Annotated in this window: 14 protein-coding genes; 5 read left to right on the top strand and 9 right to left on the bottom strand. The window is 67.8% G+C overall.

Annotated elements, in window-relative coordinates; translation table 11 throughout:
- Positions 1-50: 50 nt before the first annotated feature.
- Positions 51-893, bottom strand: a complete 843-nt coding sequence (locus C1933_RS03435; protein WP_108752195.1) for a tetratricopeptide repeat protein — start codon at positions 891-893, stop codon at positions 51-53.
- Between the two features lie 96 nt (positions 894-989).
- Between C1933_RS03435 and ybaK the strand changes: the two genes are divergently transcribed.
- Positions 990-1,463, top strand: coding sequence for a Cys-tRNA(Pro) deacylase (gene ybaK, locus C1933_RS03430; RefSeq protein WP_108752194.1), 474 nt, complete (start codon positions 990-992; stop codon positions 1,461-1,463).
- The gene (locus C1933_RS03425; protein ID WP_108752193.1) at positions 1,463-1,957 is read left to right on the top strand and encodes a hypothetical protein; all 495 of its coding nucleotides are present in this window, start codon (positions 1,463-1,465) and stop codon (positions 1,955-1,957) included. Before ybaK ends, C1933_RS03425 begins: the two co-directional genes overlap by 1 nt.
- Positions 1,958-1,962: 5 nt before the next feature.
- Here the strand turns inward: C1933_RS03425 and C1933_RS03420 are convergent, their stop codons facing one another.
- Together C1933_RS03420 and C1933_RS03415 are read right to left on the bottom strand one after the other, a co-directional pair.
- Positions 1,963-2,607: an energy transducer TonB gene (locus C1933_RS03420; RefSeq protein ID WP_159093942.1), complete on the bottom strand. Its 645-nt coding sequence runs from the start codon at positions 2,605-2,607 to the stop codon at positions 1,963-1,965.
- 80 nt (positions 2,608-2,687) lie between these two features.
- Positions 2,688-3,245, bottom strand: coding sequence for a DUF3228 family protein (locus tag C1933_RS03415; protein WP_108752191.1), 558 nt, complete (start codon positions 3,243-3,245; stop codon positions 2,688-2,690).
- A gap of 135 nt (positions 3,246-3,380) precedes the next feature.
- On the opposite strand from C1933_RS03415, the gene C1933_RS03410 reads away from it, so the two are divergent.
- Positions 3,381-4,946, top strand: coding sequence for an amidohydrolase family protein (locus C1933_RS03410; protein ID WP_234414646.1), 1,566 nt, complete (start codon positions 3,381-3,383; stop codon positions 4,944-4,946).
- Here the strand turns inward: C1933_RS03410 and C1933_RS03405 are convergent.
- From C1933_RS03405 to C1933_RS03395, 3 genes are read right to left on the bottom strand one after another with little or no spacing between them, the layout of a single operon-like run.
- A complete protein-coding gene (locus C1933_RS03405; RefSeq protein WP_108752190.1) occupies positions 4,923-5,654 on the bottom strand; it encodes a LytTR family DNA-binding domain-containing protein in 732 nt (243 codons plus the stop codon). The two genes, C1933_RS03410 and C1933_RS03405, sit on opposite strands and share 24 nt — an antisense overlap.
- Positions 5,651-6,697 carry a histidine kinase gene (locus tag C1933_RS03400; protein ID WP_108752189.1) on the bottom strand — a complete coding sequence of 349 codons (1,047 nt, stop codon included), beginning with the start codon at positions 6,695-6,697 and terminating at the stop codon, positions 5,651-5,653. The genes C1933_RS03405 and C1933_RS03400 overlap by 4 nt, the downstream gene beginning before the upstream one ends.
- A gap of 24 nt (positions 6,698-6,721) precedes the next feature.
- Positions 6,722-7,618, bottom strand: a complete 897-nt coding sequence (locus tag C1933_RS03395) for an alpha/beta hydrolase (RefSeq protein ID WP_234414645.1) — start codon at positions 7,616-7,618, stop codon at positions 6,722-6,724.
- Between the two features lie 200 nt (positions 7,619-7,818).
- On the opposite strand from C1933_RS03395, the gene metF reads away from it, so the two are divergent.
- A complete protein-coding gene (gene metF / locus C1933_RS03390) occupies positions 7,819-8,646 on the top strand; it encodes a methylenetetrahydrofolate reductase [NAD(P)H] (RefSeq protein ID WP_108748541.1) in 828 nt (275 codons plus the stop codon).
- A gap of 40 nt (positions 8,647-8,686) precedes the next feature.
- Complete coding sequence (locus C1933_RS03385) at positions 8,687-9,268, top strand: DUF4124 domain-containing protein (protein WP_108752188.1); 582 nt, start codon at positions 8,687-8,689, stop codon at positions 9,266-9,268.
- A 120-nt stretch (positions 9,269-9,388) separates the two neighbouring features.
- Here C1933_RS03385 and C1933_RS03380 read toward each other — a convergent pair whose 3' ends face one another.
- The 3 genes from C1933_RS03380 to C1933_RS03370 form a co-directional block, all read right to left on the bottom strand.
- Positions 9,389-10,345: a Nudix family hydrolase gene (locus C1933_RS03380; protein ID WP_108752187.1), complete on the bottom strand. Its 957-nt coding sequence runs from the start codon at positions 10,343-10,345 to the stop codon at positions 9,389-9,391.
- Positions 10,346-10,437: 92 nt separating this feature from the next.
- A complete protein-coding gene (locus tag C1933_RS03375) occupies positions 10,438-14,025 on the bottom strand; it encodes an autotransporter domain-containing protein (protein WP_108752186.1) in 3,588 nt (1,195 codons plus the stop codon).
- A gap of 303 nt (positions 14,026-14,328) precedes the next feature.
- Positions 14,329-17,967 (bottom strand): autotransporter domain-containing protein, encoded by a 3,639-nt coding sequence (locus C1933_RS03370; RefSeq protein WP_108752185.1) that lies wholly within the window; start codon positions 17,965-17,967, stop codon positions 14,329-14,331.
- Between the last annotated feature and the right edge of the window lie 131 nt (positions 17,968-18,098).

Here is an 18,098-nt window from a genome sequence, read left to right as displayed (position 1 = left end):
GGGGTCGGATACCTTCCCAGCGGAAAGGGCTCCGACCCCATGGTCTGGATCTACATGCGCTGCCGGTCATCGTGCAGCGCAGTCTGGCACCGTGCGGCGAAGTCGCGCCGCCAGGCCTCCAGGTCGAAGCCTTCGCGCTGCTGGAAGGAAACAGTCTCGCTGCTCAACACGTAGCAGCGGTTCTGGCTCACACGCAGTGCCGCCAGCGTGTCGCCCGCCTGCCAGCACTGATCAATGCACGCCTGCATCAGCGCATAGTCCGGGTTGGTCTTGGCGCCACCGAAGCCGAATCCCATCTGCTGGGCCATCACCAGCACGGGATCGCCGCTGGCATCGGCTGTACGCAGGATACGCAGCACACCGGGCTCGGGAATGCCGAACGCCCAGTTCGCCAGAATGGCAGAACGTGCCGCCGCCACCGCCTCCGCATGCTGGCCCAGGCGCATCTGCTGCCCTGCCAGCATCGCCCACGCACGCTGCAGTTCCGGAAAGCGGCTGCAGGCATCTTCCAGCAGCCCGATTGCCTGGGCCGGCTCAGCGGCCTGCACATGCAGCTGCGCGCGCTCGATCAAGGGCAATGGCGATTCCGCATCCGGGACCGCGTGCTCATGCGGCGCCCCGCCCGCATCGTCGTCGTCCTCTGCGCCACCGGCATCCAGCCACTGCGCGAAGACATCCAGCGAGGAGTGGCGGAACACCATGCGCCCTTCGTCATGGAACATCTCGCAGACCACGGGCGGCTCAGCCTCGCGTCCCAATGGCCAGTACAGACCGAACTGATCACCGTTGCCCAGCGCGCCTTCGGCGATCGGCCAGAACCCCTGCGGTGGGTAGGGCCCCGCGCACGGCTCGCTATCCAGGGTCAGGCCATGAAGCAGGTGCGGTGCGCGCATGATGAGATTCCAGACGGTGTGCAGCGCGCATTATCGCAGGGGCCCACCAGTAGCCTCGGTCAAGGCAGGCCCGCGCCTGCGCGCTACGATGTACGCATGACCCCCGCCATCAATCTCCTCAAGCGCGAGAAGATCACCCACACCGTGCGCAGCTACGTGCACGATGCCCACGCCGCCTCCTATGGCAGCGAAGCCGTGGAAAAGCTCGGCCTGGACCCGGCACAGGTGTTCAAGACCCTGCTGGCCAGCACCGAAACCCACGAGCTGCTGGTGGCCATCGTGCCGGTGGCCGGCCAGCTGGACCTGAAGGCGCTGGCCGAAGCCGCGGGTTGCAAGAAGTGCGAAATGGCCACTGCCGATGCCGCACAGCGCGCGACCGGCTATCTGGTCGGTGGCATCAGCCCGCTGGGGCAGAAGAAGCGCCTGCGTACCTTCCTCGATGCCAGTGCGGAACCGCTGCACACGCTGCACGTCAGCGCCGGCCGTCGCGGCCTGGAAGTGGAACTGGCACCGCGCGATCTGCTGCAGCTCACCGGCGGACGCTTCGCCGCCATCGGCAAGGCGCGCTGATGCGCTGGCCGTGGTCTGCGGCGCCAGCCCCCGTTCTCGACCATGCCCAGGCGCAGGCGCTGCTGCAGGACCTGTTGTCAGGCGACGGCGAACGCATCACCGACGCCGCGCGTACGACCGCCCGCCTGTTCGATGCCGCGTCGCTGGATGCGCTGGCACCGCATGCGGCGTTGATCGAGCAGCGCAGCGCGGGCATTGCGCTGGGCGGCATGCTGGTCAGCAACCAGGCGCACCTGAAGGCGGCGCTGCAGCGGCTGCGTTACTGGCAAGCGGCCACTGGCTGCCTGTGTGCACTCAACCCCAGCTATCCGTTCTTCGACCCTCGTCGTCTGATCGAACACGGGCAAATGCAGCTGCTGTCGCTTGACGCAGCGGAGGATGGCTGGGGCGACTGCCACAGCGTCGCCTGCACCCTCTGCGGCCAGCACTGGCAGGCCATCGACCGCGAGTATCACTATCCGTGGTGGGAGTGGAAGGCCGCCGCCCAGCCCTGAACGGATCAGTTGAGTTTGAAGTCAACCGTATCGCGCACCAGGCTCATGGAAGCCGGCTTTCCCGGTGCCTCGTACTCATAGCGCCATGCACGGGCATGCTTGAGTGCGGCCTCATCCAGCAGCGGGTGACCCGTGGACCGGGCCACGATGATCGCCTGCGGCTTGCCCTGCGCATCCAGTAGAAGCGTCAGCTCGACGCGCCCCTCCTGCTGCTCGCGAATGGCGGCAGGGGGATAGAACGGTATCGAGAACGGCTGACGTTTGTGCCAGCTCCTGCCCGTGGAAATCAACGGCGTGCTGGATGCCAACGGGCAGCGCGCGGGCAGCTGCAGTGCCAAGCGTACCGGTGATGTTTCACCCACGGAGATGGCCGGCGCGCTGCAGGCGATGACCGACACCGCCTGCAACATTGCCTGCTGGCGTGCCAGCGCGGCTGCATCATCGGCTTCGGCATGGAAGGTGCACCGCCCTGCTTCCGCCTGGGACCGCAGCGCGTCAACGCCGGCATCGCGAATCGCGGTCATATCGGACAAGCCGCCGCAGGCAGCCCCTGCCTCGTATCGTGCTGCCGAACCGTCACAGGCTGCCAATAGCGCCGAAACACACAGCGCAATCGGCATCCATGAGCGAACCGTCCTGTTGTGTTCCATGTTGTGCTCCATGCGTTCAACCGACGACATGGTAGCGCCCCCGCCGTCCTTGCCACGTTCACCTTGCGGCAGGCATCCCCCTACGGCCGCCAGTTGGCGTTGTTTTCCCAGAATTCCACCGAACGCCGGTACGCCTCGCGGTCCAGCGGCACGCCGGAACCGCCCTCCTCCACGCCCAGCGCATTGCGCATCATGGTGATCGGGGCCATCGGCACCTCTTCCGGCTCGGCGGTGTAGATGCAGCCGACGATGCCCCAGTCGGCTTCGATCGGCGAGCCTTCCTTCGCCAGCTGCTCGGCGCTGTACAGGATCACCACCAGATAATTCGCGCGCGGCGATTCCACACCCTCGAACCAGCGCACCAGGACCGGCAGCTCCTCGCGGTTGCGCGCTTCATAGCCGCTGCGCAGCAGGTGCCGGTTGGCATCAGTGACCGGCACGGTCAGGCAGCGCGTGCTGGTCCAGTTCTCGTAGACGAACAGCTTGCAGAACGGCGCATAGCCATCCAGCACCTTGAACGGCGCGTGCGCGTTCAGGTGCGCCTGGAACTGCTCGGCGCTGACGTCCTGGATGGTGTTGCCACGCGGCACGCGCGGGAACAGGCGGGGACGGGCGAATTCGGTGAGGACGATGGACATGGTGTGGTGGCAGCAGAAGGTCCAGCACAGAGTAACCGCCGCGGCCCGGCCGAGGGGCCGCGAACCGAAGGTCACTGGCGCCAGGGCCGCCATTGTCGCACCCTGCCGGTGACCTCCTGCAAGGATCGCTGGCTCATGGAAGCAGCACGCGCATTGTCCTCCTCCCCTCGCCGCCGCTGGAAGCGATTGGCCTTGGTATTCACCGCCAGCCTGGCAACGCCTCCCTTGCTGTTCGCCGCCGCATTGTTCTGGCCACTGCAGGCACCGCCGAAGCCCGAAACCGGCAACAGCCGGGTAATCGTGAATGTGCGGGTGCTGGATGTGGTGAACGGACAGGCCAGCGAACCCACCACAGTGACGGTACGCGAAGGCCGCATCGCTGCCATTGGCGATGCGACCCCGGATCCGGCGCTACCAGTGCTTGATGCCGGCGGCCGTTGGCTGTCGCCGGGATTCTGGGACATGCACACCCACGCCTTGCAGCTGTCACCCCAGCTCCAATTCCCAATGATGCTGGCCAACGGCATCACCGGCACACGCGACATGATGGATTGCCCGCAGCGCACTGATCCATTGATCGCCTGCGTGGCCGACAAGCGCCGCTGGACCGCCCAGGCCATTGCAGGGCAGCAGGTCGCGCCCCGCTTCGTGCAGGTGGCCAGCTTCTACTTCGAAGACCCCGAGATGCGGGCAGATGAAGCGATCCGCCGTGCACGCGAATACGATGCCCGCGGCATCGATGCACTGAAGGTCTACAACCGGTTGCGCGCGGATACCTACCAACAGCTGGCTGTCGAGGCACAGCGCCTGCAGCGTCCGCTGGTCGGCCACCTGCCCAAGGCGGTCCAGTTGCAGGATGCGCTGCAGGCCGGCCAGCGGAGCTTCGAGCACGCGCATGTATTTCCCCGCCACTGCTTCGACAATGCCACGCAATGGCGCGAAGGCAAGCTCGATGGTGAGGATCCAACGGCGCTGGCCGAGCAGATGGTCGCAGGTCACCAGTCCGCAGTCTGCGAGGAAGCGTTCGCGCTGATGCACGCCAGTGGTGCCGTGTTCGTGCCCACCCATGTCACCCGCGAGGAAGATGCGCGCGCCCGTGATCCGGCCTTCATCAACGACCCTCGTCTGGCCTATCTGGATCCATTGTCGCGCTGGGCCTGGCGCGATGATCTTCAAGCTACTGCCGCACGTTATCCCGGCCCCCGTGGCGATGCCGCACTGCAGGCGTACTTCCGCCATGGCCTTGCGTTGACCGGCGCCGCCCATCGCGCTGGCGTGCAGGTACTGGTCGGCACCGACACCGGCCTGGGCGGATTCCGCTACCACGATGAACTGCAATGGCTGCAGCAGGCCGGCCTGGGCCAGGCCGATGTGCTGCGCGCGGCCACACTGCAGGCCGCGCGTCACTTGGAACTGCAGTCCGTGCACGGCAGTGTGGCGGTAGGAAAAGCAGCCGACCTGGTGCTGCTCGACGGCAATCCCCTGCAGGACATCCGCAATACCCGCCGCATCCATGCGGTGCTGCTCGCAGGCCATCTTTACGACCGCCCGCGCCTGGATGCGCTGCTGGACCATGCGCGCGCAGGCACGTTCTCCGGCGGTAATGGCGAGGCTGCTCTGGGGCTTCCTCACCAGCCCGGTCAGTGCAGAGTTATGAGTGCGTGTCGGAGCTTCCGTTTACAGCGCCATCCGCTCCCGTAGCTCCCTCGCCTGCCGCCGTGATACTTCCACCTCGCTGCCATCATCCAGTGCCAGGTCATAACCATCACCCACGCTGGGTGTCACCGCACGGATGCGGCGCAGGTTCACCAGCGTGTTGCGGTTGGCACGGAAGAACATGTCTGGTGGCAGTCGCGCTTCCAGCGCACTCAGGCTACGGCTGAGCAGGGCGTTCTCGCCGCGGAACCACAGGCGGGTGTAGTTGCCATCCACAACAAGGCGGCCGATCTCGCTGACCGCCACGAACCAGCAGCGTTCGCCGTCGCGCACGAACACCTGGTCATGCGCGCCCAGCGCGCCGCGCGCCGCCGGCACTTCGGCCTGCATGTCCTCGCGTTGGCGTGCCCGCTGCAGTGCTTCCAGCAGACGCGGCGCCTCGACCGGCTTGACCAGGTAATCCAGCGCGTTGGCCTGGAAGGCGCGCACCGCGTAAGTGTCGTAGGCGGTGACGAACACCACCGCCGGCACGCGTTCCAGCCCGTCCAGCACCTCGAAGCCGCTGCCGGAGGGCATCTGCACATCCAGCAGCACCAGGTCCGGCGCCAGCGTGGCAATGGCCGCGCGGGCGGCCGGCACGTCATCGGCCTCGCCCACGCACTGCACCCACGGCCAGGCCGACAACAGCGTGCGCAGCTCCTGCCGCGCCAACCGCGCATCGTCGACAATCAGTACGCGCAGCATGCCACTCATTGCGGAATCTCCAGCACGGCCTGCATACCCTGGCCCACCGGCTGCAGGGTGAAGCGCCCCTGGCTGCCAAGCTGCGCGCGCAGATAGGCCAGGCCGATGCCATGACCATGGATGTCATCGCTGCCGCTGGGCCGTGGGTTGTCCACCTGCAGGCGCAGCACATCGCGGTCCAGCGTTGCACGGATGTGCACCTCGCCACCGCCCGCGCGCTGGGCGATGCCGTGCTTGATCGCGTTTTCCACCAGCAGCTGCAGCGCCATCGCGGGCAACTGTGCCTGCAGGGCATCGGCATCGATGTGGCGTTGCACCTGCAGGCGCTGCTCGAAGTGGATGCTTTCAATGGCCAGATAGTCATCAACCACGGCCAGCTCCTCGGCCAGGGTGACCTGCTCGCTGCGGTTGTGCGCCAATGCCTGGCGCAAAGTGCGCGACAGCCGGGTCACCATGTCGCGCGCGCGCTCGGGATCTTCCAGGATCAGTGCGCGCAGGTTGTTCAGTGCATTGAACACGAAGTGCGGATTGAGCCGCGCACGCAGCGCGTCGCGCTCCAGCGCACTGCGTTCGGCCTCGGCGCGCAGACGGGCCAGTTCGGCATGGCGCGCACGGCGCACGCTGTGCAGGCCCGCCCATATCGCGGTCCACAGGCCCAGCACCAGCACGGTGTTGAGCCAGTAGAGCACGCGTGCGAGTGGGCGGAAATCGGCCGGCCGGCCAGCGAAATCCACCCACCCCAGCGCCAGCGCCGGCTGCAGCACGGCGGTCAGCAGCAACTGCGCCAGGGCCGCACCCAGCAACACCGCCAGCGCCAGCCGCACGGCCAGCGCGCCAACCTCCAGCTGCCACCAGTGGCGCGCCCCCGCCAGCGCGCGCATGGCGCCGCTGACGGCGCACAGCGCAATGGCCAGGCCCACGCTGATCAACGTGCCGCCACTGCTGGCGCCCGCGCCGAAGGCCCCGCTCATGGCCAGACTGAGCAGGCCGAACAGCATCCAGCCGATGCCGTTGATCAGCCAGAAGCGCAGCGTGGAGGTGGGATCAGGCATGGTGGAACCCCAAGGCAGCAAGCATCAGCGGTGGCTGTCCAGGAACGCCTGCACCTGCGCCTGCAGCCACTGCGGATCATCCCACATCAGGAAATGGTGGCCGCTGGCACTCAGTTCGATGCGCACATCTGGCAGTGCCGCGTACTGCGTCTGGAAGATCGTGCGCGCCGACGCTTCGGTGGCACCGAAGGCCTGGTACGACGCCCACGCACCGAGGACCAGGGTGGGTGAACGGATGCTGGCCACCTCCTGCCGCAGGTCATGCACCAGCAGCGAATACATCGCACCCGCCGTGCTGGCACGGTCGCTGTCGCGGCCCCAGCGCTGCAGTTCCGGCAGTCGCGCGGCCACGTTGGTCAGCGGCGCCAGTGCCGCCTCGGCCTGTGCCCGGTAGCTGGCCGCGTCCGCCGCCAGCATGGAGGCGCGCATCTGCCCGGCCAGCGCCCGCACGCTCTGCGCAGTGGCCTGCGGGTTCTGCATGCCGGCGTAGAACGGCACCGCGTCCACGATGATCAACGGCCCCAGCGCATCCGGTTCCTGCACGGCCATGGCCAGGGTCAGCACGCCGCCCAGGCTGTGGCCGATCACTGCCGGACGGTGCAGCTTCCGGGCGTGCACATAGGCCAGCACCTGATCGCGCATGGCCGACAGGAAGTCGTCCGGCAGCGGATCGGCGGGCGCCGCGCCGGCAAAGCCCGGCAACTGCAGCAGATGGCACTGCACGTCCTTCAGCGCCAGGCAGGTCTCGCGCCAGACCTCCGCACTGCTGTTCAGGCCGGGAATCATCAGCAGCGGACGGCCGGTGCCGACGACCTCGACCTGGACGGTGCCGCTGGTCGCAGTGGCGGCGTGCGCCAGCCCGGGCCCCAGCGCCGTCATCGCCACGCCAATCATCACCAGCCGTGCCAACAGGTTCTTCATCGCACTGCTCCTTCATCGGGCGAAATTGCCACGGCAGCAGCGTGCCGGCGGAGCGGGGTCCGCGGTTGCGATTCAGGAGCAACGGCCCGGCAGCCGGGTGAACGGTCCCTCGCGACGGGCCAGTTCTTCACGTGATACAGCTTCACATCCATCTTGATGGAGAGATATACTCAACCGCACCCGCCGCCACTGCCCGTGCCATGACCGCCATCAGCTTCGAGTTCTACCCGCCCAAGACCGATGAGCAGCGTGGCCAGCTGGACCGTGCCGCCGCCCGGTTGAAGGCCTACGCGCCCGACTATGTGTCCTGTACCTTCGGCGCCGGTGGCTCCACGCTCAGCTACACCTCCGAAACGGTGCGCCACCTCAACCAGCACCATGGTTTCGACGCGGCACCCCACCTGTCCTGTGTGGGCGGCACCCGCCAGGAGATCCGCGAGCTGCTGAAGCTGTACCGCGCCATCGGCTGCCGCCGGCTGGTCGCACTGCGCGGCGACCTGCCCTCGGGCATGGGGTTTCCCGGCGACATGCGCTACGCCGCTGAACTGATCGCCTTCATCCGTGCCGAACACGGCGACGCCTTCCACATTGAAGTGGGCGCCTACCCGGAAACCCACCCGCAGGCGTCGGATGCGTTGGCCGACCTGCGGCATTTCAAGGCCAAGATCGATGCCGGCGCCGATGCCGCCATCACCCAGTACTTTTTCAACGCCGATGCGTATTTCCACTTCGTGGATGCCGTGCGCAAGCTGGGCGTGACCGTGCCGATCGTGCCGGGCATCATGCCCATCGCCAACTTCAGCCAGCTTCGCCGCTTTTCCGAACAGTGCGGCGCCGAAATCCCGCGCTGGATCAGCCGCAAGATGCAGGCATACGGCGACGATGCCGAATCGGTGCGGGCGTTCGGTGCCGAGGTGGTCGCCGGGCTGTGCCAGCGTCTGGTGGACGGCGGCGCGCCGGGCCTGCACTTCTACACCCTGAACCTGGCCAAGCCGACGGTGTCGGTGCTGAAGCTGTTGCAGGGCTGATTACGCACAACTTTGTCGGCATCGGCGTTACGCTGGGCCCATGAACCTCGCAATTCCCGCCGTGCTGGCTGTCGTGCTGGCCAGTCTGCCGGTGCTGGCCCACGCGCAGGCCACGCGCTTGAACCGCTGTACCGATGCGCAGGGCCAGAGCGTGTACACCGACCGCCCCTGCGACAGCCTGGGCGCGCGGTCGCGGCAACCGCCGCCCGCACCGGCCGGTGCCACCGCGCAGCGCGACACACTGGGTGCGCAGTGCCCGCGCCGGCTGAGCGAGCTGGTGCAGGCGGTGCAGACCGCCGTGGCGACCGGCGATGTGAATCGGCTGTCGTCGCTGTATCTGTGGGGTGCGGTGTCCGATGCAGGAGCGCAGCGCATCCTGGGGCAGCTGGAATCGGTTGTGCGGCGCCCGCTGGTGGATGTGGTGCCGGTGTACCCGCAGCAGGCGGTGGATGAGGGTCAGAGCCCTGCGGTGCAGGGATCCGACCCTGAGGACGCTGAGACACCTGTGCGCCGGCACCCGGTGGGGCTGCGGCTGGAGCAGACGCTGCCGGGCAGCGCTACGCGCGCGGCCACGGTGGTGGGGTTGCGGCGGCAGTACGGGTGTTTCTGGATCACCCTTTGAGATCGCATCCACCGGTGGGGTCGGATCCGCGCGCAGCGCGGCTCTGACCCTGCCTCAACCTCTGGCAACCTCTGGGGTCAGAGCCGCGCTGCGCGCGGATCCGACCCCTCAGGCGCCCGCTCAGGTGGGCCACAGGCCGCGGATCGCGGCGATGCCCTGTGCGCCGTGGCGGCGGGCGTCGGCCACGTGGTGCGGTTCCATCCCGCCCAACGCGTAGATCGGCAACGACACCTGCGCACGCAGCGCAGCGAATCCTTCCCAGCCCAGCGGCGTGGCACCGGGATGGCTGGCAGTGGCCTGCACCGGCCCCAGCACTGCAAAGTCGCAGCCCAGCCGCTGCGCGGCCTGCAGTTGCGCCAGGTCGTGACACGAGGCAGCCACCAGCTGGCCGGCCGGCAAGGGCCGTTCGGCCAGCGCCAGCACCTGCTCACTGCCCAGATGCACCCCGACTCCCAGCGCCGCGGCCAATTCGATATCGCGGTTGACCAGCCACTGCGGCCCGCCGCGACGGTGGGAGCCGATGGCGCTTTCGATCAGCAGCTGGCGTTGCGGGTGCTGCGACGGCAGACGCAACTGGATGCGCTGGTGGCCGGCGGCAACCGCCTGCTGCAGCCGCTGCTGCCACTGCTCTGCCAGCACGTCATCGTCGGCCGGCGCCGGGGTGATCAGGTACTGGTCGGGCTGGCGCAGCGCAGCTACCACTGGCAGATCTGCCGGCGGCATCGAATAGCGGCCCAGCTTGTCCTGGGCTACCCAGGTGATGGCCTGGCCTTCGCGCCCGCGCGGGCTGCCCTTCCAGCTGCGCACATGGCGCACTTCCAGGGTCAAGTGCTTGTCGGGGTAATGCTGCGGCACATCCATCAGCCAGTCGCCGATGTCGGCCTCGATGCCCAGCTCTTCGCGCAGTTCGCGCACCAAGGCCTGTTCGGAGGTTTCACCCGGTTCGCGCTTGCCGCCGGGGAACTCCCACAGCCCGGCCATGTCGCGGTTCTCGGTGCGGCGGTTCAGCAGCACGCGGCCGCGGGCGTCGGTGATGACTGCGGCCACCACATGAATCGATCGTTTCGGGGGAGGCATGGCCAGAGCATGCCCAATCGGCGGCGCCCAGCGCAACCCTGAAAAGGGGGCCCCTTTCGGGGCCCCGCTCTACACCTAAGCGGCAGGCGTGATCAGAACTGCACGTTCCAGGTCATCTGTGCGCCGAGCTCACGCTGACCGCTACCCAGACGACCCTGCGCGCCCAGCGACAGACGGCTGTGTGCGCCGGTGTTCACCGCCACGCCCAGCTCGGCGATGCCGACATTGCGGGCCAGCGGTACGCCATCGATGCTGAACGCGCTACTGCCCACCACGAACTGATGACGCGAGCGGCTACGCACATCGCCGGCCGCGTTCTGCCAGGCCAGGCCGGCCACCAGGCGGGCACCGTCGTCCTGGCCGGCGCTGATGTCCCAGCTGGCGCGCAAGCCGGCGGTCGCGGTCCACACTTCGTCCTTGCTGGCATCGATCACCAGCGCGGTGCTGCCGCCGGTTTCCTGCGCGGCGTCGGTGGACAGGCGGGTGTAAGCCACGGCCACGTACGGGGTCAGCACCAGGCGATCCAGGTCCATGTCCCAGCCGCCTTCGGCGAAGCCGGACACTGCATCGGCGCTGTAGCCGGCACGCAGGCGCTGCTGCATGCCACCGAACATCGACGTGCGATCGGTATCCAGGTCGTAGTCGGCATAGCTGGTACCGGCGGTGAACCAGGCTTCGCCCATGCGGTAGGAGGCATACAGGCCGCCGTGCACGGCATCGACATCGGCCTTGCTGCTGCGCGTATCCACTTGCTGGCGCAGCGTTTCGGCACCGGCGGCCAGGCCCACGGTCCAGGCGTCACCGAAGGTCCAGTCCAGGCCGGCCATCAGGCCTTCGCGGTGCTGGCGGCTACGGGCGCTGCCGTGGTCGCCGTCCTGGCGATTGGCGGCGCCACCGCCGGACAGCCAGAAGCCACCGCCCTGCGCCTTGATCGTCGGGTCGGTGCGCAGGCGCTGGGAAATGCCTTCACGCAGGAAGCGATCATCCAGCAACAACGCACGGTTGCTGGCGTGGATTTCGCCGGACAGGTGATCGAAGGCCAGCCGCGCTTCGTCGGCGTCCAGCATCAGCAGCTGGTTGTACAGCGCCAGCGCCTGCCCGGACTGCTGCAGGGTGTCCAGCGCGCCGGCAATGGCCTGGTGGTTGCCGGTGGTGGCCACGGCGCCGAATACGGCCGGCGGGGTCACGCCGCCATCCTCCGAACCGGTATCCGGGCCCTGCCCGTCACTCTTGACCCCGATCAACAGACGCACGTCGTTGCCGGTCTGCACCAGATTGGGGTCGAGGAAGGCCGAACGCGAGATCACGTCATCGAACTGGCCTTCAATGCCGCCGGCCGCACTCAGGATCGTATAGCTCTGGCCCTTCTGGTAGCTGGTGGCCGGGTCCAGCGCGGTGATGCGCACGCCGGTGGCACCATGTTCACCGGAATGAGCGACGTGGCCCAGGTAGGCCTTGCCGGTCACCGTCAGCAGGTCGGCCTGGCCGTTGCCCAGCACGTCCACGTCGTAGAACGCCTTGTCGGCGACCTCCTCGGCGGTGGCAGCCATGTTGTTGAAGTACAGGTCACCATCGATGGTGATGGTGCCCACACCGTTGTGGCCCGGAGACAGCACCGCGCCGTTGCGCACGACGGTCTGGCCCACGGTAGCGTTGCCGGCCAGCACGCCGCCGTCGAGGACGATGGCGGTCGAGCTGCGGATGATCGCGCTGCCGAAGCCCGCGCCGTAGCTGATCTCCTGCTGGAAGCCCGACGCACCGTTCAGCACCAGGGTGCCGCCGGTCACGGTGATGCCCTGCGGCAGCGCCTGGCTGCTGCCGCTGTAGCCCTGGCCGGTATAGGTATCGGAATTGATGACCAGGGTGCCGCCGCTGACGTTGATGTCGCCGCCAAAGGCGGTCAGGTCACCGTCCAGCGTGGTGCTGCCGGCCAGTTGATGCAGGCCACCGTAGGTCATCGACGCAGAGGAGCTGGCGATGGTGTTGGACAGGGTGATGTCACCGGTGTGGTTGAACAGCAGGCCGCCCTGGCCGTTGTTCATGGTGATCGGCGAACCGTCCAGTTCACCGGCCGCTTCGGCCGCTGCCCACACCGGGCCGCCCGCCCTGGTCCAGTCCTGCAGGCCGCCACCGATGGCCAGGTAGCCGTTGTGGTCCAGCGTATAGCCGGTGCCGGCACTGAGCGTGGCACCGTTGTTCACCACCAGCACGCCGAGCGGATCGAACGTGCCCCTGCCGACGGTGATGCCGTTGGCAGCGCTGATGGACGAACCGGCACCACTGACCAGGACCTGTTCGGGGTACGGCTCGATGTCGTGCTTGGGCCACTGCGCGCCACCGGTCACGGTGAGCGTATCGGTGGTGATCTGGGCGCCATCGAGCACCTGCAGGTCGGTGGTGACCTGCATGGCGCCGCTGTTGACCCACTGGCTGCCGGCGCCGGTCAGGGTGGCCTTGGTCCGGCTGCCGTCGGCACTGGCACCGTACGAATTCTGGAGTTTGGCCACGTCCGAACGGATCGCGCCGCCGTTGTCGACCCGCAGACTGGCCGTGGCCTCCACGCGCGCCGACTCAATGGCCGAACCCGCGCCACTCACTTCAATGCGCCCAACCTGCCCCTCGTCGCCGAAGAGCAGGTTCGGCCCTTCGGCGATCAGCGAGGTGGTCGCATGCAGCACGCCACCGTTCTCCACCCGCAGCAGCGCGTGGCCGTAGTGCGCCAGTTCGACCGTATCGGCCTGCACGCTGCTGGCCGTGGACACCAGCAGGGTACCGGTCGTGTCGGTATTCTGGGCGAGCACGATGTCCTTGGCCACCAGGACGCCGCCATCGGTCACCCTGACCGTGCCAGTGACACCGTCGTCTATGCCCACCGCCAGGGTCCGACCAACGTTGACCGCACCACCGCTGGCAATGTTCAGCTCGCCATTGCCGCGCTGGCCGACGAACAGATGGTTGTCGGTGATGTTCAGTACGCCGCTGGTGTCGACCGTGACCGAACCGGTGCTGCCTGATGACGCGCCGATGCGCATGCCGTACGACAGCGGAACGGGCGCGGTAATGGTTTCCACCACGCCGCCGTTGCTGATCACCAGTTCACCGCTGCCGAAGTTGCCGACCTCGAACTGGCGTGCGGTGAACGTTGAACCTGCACCGTCGACCCGCACCGCACCGTGGCTGCCGGCCAGGGTGCCCAGCAGCACGTTGCGCCTCACCGCGACGGTGCCGCCGTTGCTGACGTTCAGCGCTCCCCTGCCGGCATCGCCTACGCGCATGTCGTCAAACACGCTGGTCAGGCTGACGCGGCCGGTACCGGACACGTTCAACGTGCCGACGCCACCGGCCAGCGTGCCCAGGGAAGCAAATCCGTTGGTTGCCAGGCTGCCGCCATCGACAACGTTGACCACCACGGTGCCGTCCGGGCCGACGCGGAAGCCGTCGACGTAGCTGCGCGGATCACTCACCGTGTCGTCGGCGGTGAACTCGTACGCGGCCGCCAGTGCCGACTGCGCGGGCAGCACGGCCAGGCCCAGGGCCAGCAGCAGCGCAGTGCGCAGCGACGCGGGGCGGTGGGTGTGGCCGACGCTGGCGCGACCGGGCGCTTGCGAGGCGGCAAGTTCAGATGCGACCTGCATCTGGCCGGTGGTGCGATTGAACACCAGGCGATAGATCCTGTTCATGAAGCTCCATGTGGATGTCGATCAGGGATACGCGATGCCGCGGGGGCGACATCGGCGCAGCTCCGCCGGCAGGTTCTGCAGCCCCGCCGCGGGGCTCCAGCAAGTTACGGGCGGCGTCGATGCATGCACATGGCAGGGGTCCGACTTTCCTGTGAGGGTTGCCCCGCCACGTGAGTCGGGCAAGTCTGAAAAATTTCGTTGTGAGCAGACGCTCACAAGAAGCGCGTTCCGGAGTTGGCTGAAGAACCAAAAAAAAGGGGCCCCTTGCGGGGCCCCCGGTCTACATCCACGCAGTACGCGTGATCAGAACTGCACGTTCCAGGTCATCTGCGCGCCCAGCTCGTGCTGGCCGCCACCGGCGCGGCCCTGTGCACCCAGCGACAGACGGCTGTTGTCGCCGATGTTCACCGACACGCCCAGCTCGGCAATGCCGACGTTGCGGGCCAGCGGCACGCCATCGATGCTGAAGGTGCTGCTGCCCACTGCAAAGCGCTGGCGCGAGCTGCTGCGCACATCGCCGGCCGCGTTCTGCCAGGCCAGGCCGGCCACCAGTCGGGCACCGTCGTCCTGGCCGGCGCTGATGTCCCAGCTGGCGCGCAGGCCGGCGGTCGCGGTCCACACCTCGTCCTTGCTGGCATCGATCACCAGCGCGGTGCTGCCGCCGGTTTCCTGCGCCGCATCGGTGGACAGGCGGGTGTAGGCCACGGCCACGTACGGGGTCAGCACCAGGCGATCCAGGTCCATGTCCCAGCCGCCTTCGGCGAAGCCGGACACGGCATCGGCGCTGTAGCCGGCACGCAGGCGCTGCTGCATGCCACCGACGATCGACGTGCGATCGGTATCCAGGTCGTAGTCGGCATAGCTGGCACCGGCGGTGAACCAGGCTTCGCCCATGCGATAGGAGGCGTACAGGCCACCGTGCACGGCATCGACATCGGCCTTGCTGCTGCGCGCGTCCACCTGCTGGCGCAGCGTCTCGGCACCGGCGGCCAGGCCCACCGTCCAGGCTTCACCGAAGGTCCAGTCCAGGCCGGCCATCAGGCCTTCGCGGTGCTGGCGGCTGCGGGCGCTGCCGTGGTCGCCGTCCTGGCGATTGGCGGCGCCACCGCCGGACAGCCAGAAACCGCCGCCCTGCGCCTTGATCGTCGGGTCGGTGCGCAGGCGCTGGGAGATGCCTTCACGCAGGAAGCGATCGTCCAGCAGCAACGCACGGTTGCTGGCGTGGATTTCGCCGGACAGGTGATCGAAGGCCAGCCGCGCTTCGTCGGCGTCCAGCATCAGCAGCTGGTTGTACAGCGCCAGCGCCTGCCCGGACTGCTGCAGGGTATCCAGCGCGCCGGCAATGGCCAGGTGGTTGCCGGTGGCGGCAACGGCACCGAACACGGCCGGCGGGGTCACGCCACCGCCCTCGCCCGGGGTACCCGGCGTGCCCGGCGTACCCGGATCGGGGTTCGGACCCGGGCCAGGCCCCGGGCCGGTCTCGTCACTCTTCACCGCGATCAGCAGACGCACGTCGTTGCCGGCCTGCACCAGGCTGGGGTCGAGGAAGGCCGAACGCGAGATCACGTCATCGAACTGGCCTTCAATACCGCCGGCCGCGCTCAGGATCGTGTAGCTCTGGCCATTCTGGTAGCTGGTGGCCGGGTCCAGCGCGGTGATGCGCACGCCGGTGGCACCGTGTTCACCGGCGTAGTTGACCTTGCCCAGGTAGGCCTTGCCGGCCACCGTCAGCAGGTCGGCCTGGCCGTTGCCCAGCACGTCCACATCGTAGAACGCCTTGCCGGCGACCTGTTCCGGGGTGACGGCCATGTTGTTGAAGTACAGGTCACCATCGATGGTGATGGCGCCCACACCGTTCTGGCCCGGAGACAGCACCGCGCCATTGCGCACGAAGGTCTGGCCCACGGTGGCGTTGCCGGCCAGCACGCCGCCGTCGCGGATGGTGGCGGTCGAGCTGCGGATGATCGCGCTGCCCAGGCCCGTGCCGTAGTTGATCTCCTGCTGGAAGCCCGACGCGCCATTGAGCACCAGGGTGCCGCCGGTCACGGTGATGTCCTGCGTCACCGCCTGGCTGCTGCCGGTGTAGCCCTGGCCGGTATAGGTATCGGAATTGATGACCAGGGTGCCGCCGCTGACGTTGATGTCGCCGCCGAAGGCGGTCAGGTCACCGTCCAGGGTGGTGCTGCCGGCCAGCTGGTGCAGGCCACCGTAGGTCATCGACGCAGACGAGCTGGCGATGGTATTGGACAGGGTGATGTCACCGGTGTGGTTGAACAGCAGGCCGCCCTGGCCGTTGTTCATGGTGATCGGCGAACCATCCAGTTCACCGGCCGCTTCGGCCGCTGCCCAGGTGGGGCCGTCGGCAGCGGTCCAGTCCTGCAGGCCGCCACCGATGACCAGATAGCCGCTGTTGTCCAGGGTATAGCCGGTGCCGGCACTGAGCTTGGCACCGTTGTTCACCGCCAGCACGCCGAGCGGATCGAAGGTGGTGCGGCCGACGGAGATACCGTTGGCAGCGGTGATGGACGAGCCCTCGCCGCTGACCACGACCTGTTCGGGGTACAGCGCGGCGGTGCCCTTCGGGAAGTCCGAGCCACCGGACACACTGAGGGTGTCGGTGCTGATGCGGGCGCCGTCGAGCACCTGCAGGTCGGTGGTGACTTCCATCACGCCGGTGTTGATCCACTGGCTGTCGGCACCGGTCAGGGTGGCTTTGGCACGGCTGGCGCCGGTACCGGCGCCGAACGAGTTCTTGATGTTGGCCACGTTCGAACGGATCGCGCCGCCGTTGTCGATCAACAGGCTGGCCGTGGCATCCACACGCGCCGATTCAATGGCCGAACCGGCACCGCTGACTTCGATGCGGCCGACCTGGCCACGGTCACCCGACGAACCGTCCGGCGTTTCGGCGATCAGCGAGGTGGTGGCGCGCAGCACGCCACCGTTTTCCACGCGCAGCAGTGCATTGCCGCGTTCGCCCAGTTCAAAGGTGTCGGTCTGCACGGTGCTGGCGCCGGACACGCGCAGAGTGGCGGTCGAGCCGGACTCCTGGCCGAGCAGGATGTCCTGGGCCACCAGTACGCCGTCGGTCACGTTGACCGTGCCGGTGGCGCCGTCGACGATGCCCACGGCCAGGGTCTGGCCGACGTTGACGATGCCGCCGCTGGCAATGTTCAGCTCGCCCTGGCCGCGCTGGCCGACGATCAGGTGGTTGTTGGCGATGTTCAGTACACCACCGGTGTCGACGGTGACCGAACCGGTGCTGCCTGCGTCCGCGCCGATGCGCATGCCCTGCAGCAGGGTGGAGCTGTTCACCGCGGTGGTGTCAACCACACCACCGTCGCTGATCACCAGGCTGCCGGTACCGGCCTTGCCGATATCGATCTGGCGTGCGGTGAGCTTGGAACCCACACCGCTGACCAGCGCCGCACCCTCGCCGCCGGACACGTTGCCCAGGACCACGTTGCGGGCCACGGTCACGGTGCCGCCGCCGGTCAGGTTCAGCACGCCCTTGCCGGCATCACCCACGCGCATGTCTTCGAACGTGTCGGTCAGCACGACGCTGCTGCCGAGCCCGGTCACGTTCAGGGTACCGATGCCGCCGACAGTCGTACCCAGCGACACCGGGCCATTGGCGGTCAGCACCGCGCCCGGCATCAGGTCGATGGTGATCGGCGAATTCACACCGATGCGGAAGCCATCCACATAGCCGCGGCTGTCGGACACGGTCTCGTTGCTGGGGAAGTCATAGGCAGCGGCCAGCGCCGACTGCGCGGGCAGCGCGGCCAGGCCCAGCGCCAGCAGCAGCGCGCTGCGCAGCGACGACGAACGGTGGACGTGGCCGACGCTGGCGCGGCCCGGCGAATGTGACGTGGTGAGTTCAGATGCAACCTGCACCTGGCCGGTGGTGTGGTTGAACACCTGGCGATAGATCCTGTTCATGAAGCTCCATGTGTTTGTCGATCAGGGATGCGCGGTATCGCGGGGGCGACATCGACGCAGCTCCGCCGGCAGGTTCTGCAGTCCCACCGCAGAGCCCGTGCAACATACGGGCGCGAACGGGGCATGCCCAT

It is taken from the genome of Stenotrophomonas sp. ZAC14D2_NAIMI4_6, assembly GCF_003086875.1.
Classification (GTDB): domain Bacteria; phylum Pseudomonadota; class Gammaproteobacteria; order Xanthomonadales; family Xanthomonadaceae; genus Stenotrophomonas.
The sequence above is the reverse complement of the archived record's forward strand: the minus strand, read 5'-3'. Positions and strand labels throughout refer to the sequence as shown.

Coding starts and splice junctions, on each gene's coding strand:
- C1933_RS03435 (WP_108752195.1), bottom strand. CDS start 893: ATGCGCGCACCGCACCTGCTTCATGGCCTGACCCTGGATAGCGAGCCG.
- ybaK (WP_108752194.1), top strand. CDS start 990: ATGACCCCCGCCATCAATCTCCTCAAGCGCGAGAAGATCACCCACACC.
- C1933_RS03425 (WP_108752193.1), top strand. CDS start 1,463: ATGCGCTGGCCGTGGTCTGCGGCGCCAGCCCCCGTTCTCGACCATGCC.
- C1933_RS03420 (WP_159093942.1), bottom strand. CDS start 2,607: ATGGAACACAACAGGACGGTTCGCTCATGGATGCCGATTGCGCTGTGT.
- C1933_RS03415 (WP_108752191.1), bottom strand. CDS start 3,245: ATGTCCATCGTCCTCACCGAATTCGCCCGTCCCCGCCTGTTCCCGCGC.
- C1933_RS03410 (WP_234414646.1), top strand. CDS start 3,381: ATGGAAGCAGCACGCGCATTGTCCTCCTCCCCTCGCCGCCGCTGGAAG.
- C1933_RS03405 (WP_108752190.1), bottom strand. CDS start 5,654: ATGAGTGGCATGCTGCGCGTACTGATTGTCGACGATGCGCGGTTGGCG.
- C1933_RS03400 (WP_108752189.1), bottom strand. CDS start 6,697: ATGCCTGATCCCACCTCCACGCTGCGCTTCTGGCTGATCAACGGCATC.
- C1933_RS03395 (WP_234414645.1), bottom strand. CDS start 7,618: ATGAAGAACCTGTTGGCACGGCTGGTGATGATTGGCGTGGCGATGACG.
- metF (WP_108748541.1), top strand. CDS start 7,819: ATGACCGCCATCAGCTTCGAGTTCTACCCGCCCAAGACCGATGAGCAG.
- C1933_RS03385 (WP_108752188.1), top strand. CDS start 8,687: ATGAACCTCGCAATTCCCGCCGTGCTGGCTGTCGTGCTGGCCAGTCTG.
- C1933_RS03380 (WP_108752187.1), bottom strand. CDS start 10,345: ATGCCTCCCCCGAAACGATCGATTCATGTGGTGGCCGCAGTCATCACC.
- C1933_RS03375 (WP_108752186.1), bottom strand. CDS start 14,025: ATGAACAGGATCTATCGCCTGGTGTTCAATCGCACCACCGGCCAGATG.
- C1933_RS03370 (WP_108752185.1), bottom strand. CDS start 17,967: ATGAACAGGATCTATCGCCAGGTGTTCAACCACACCACCGGCCAGGTG.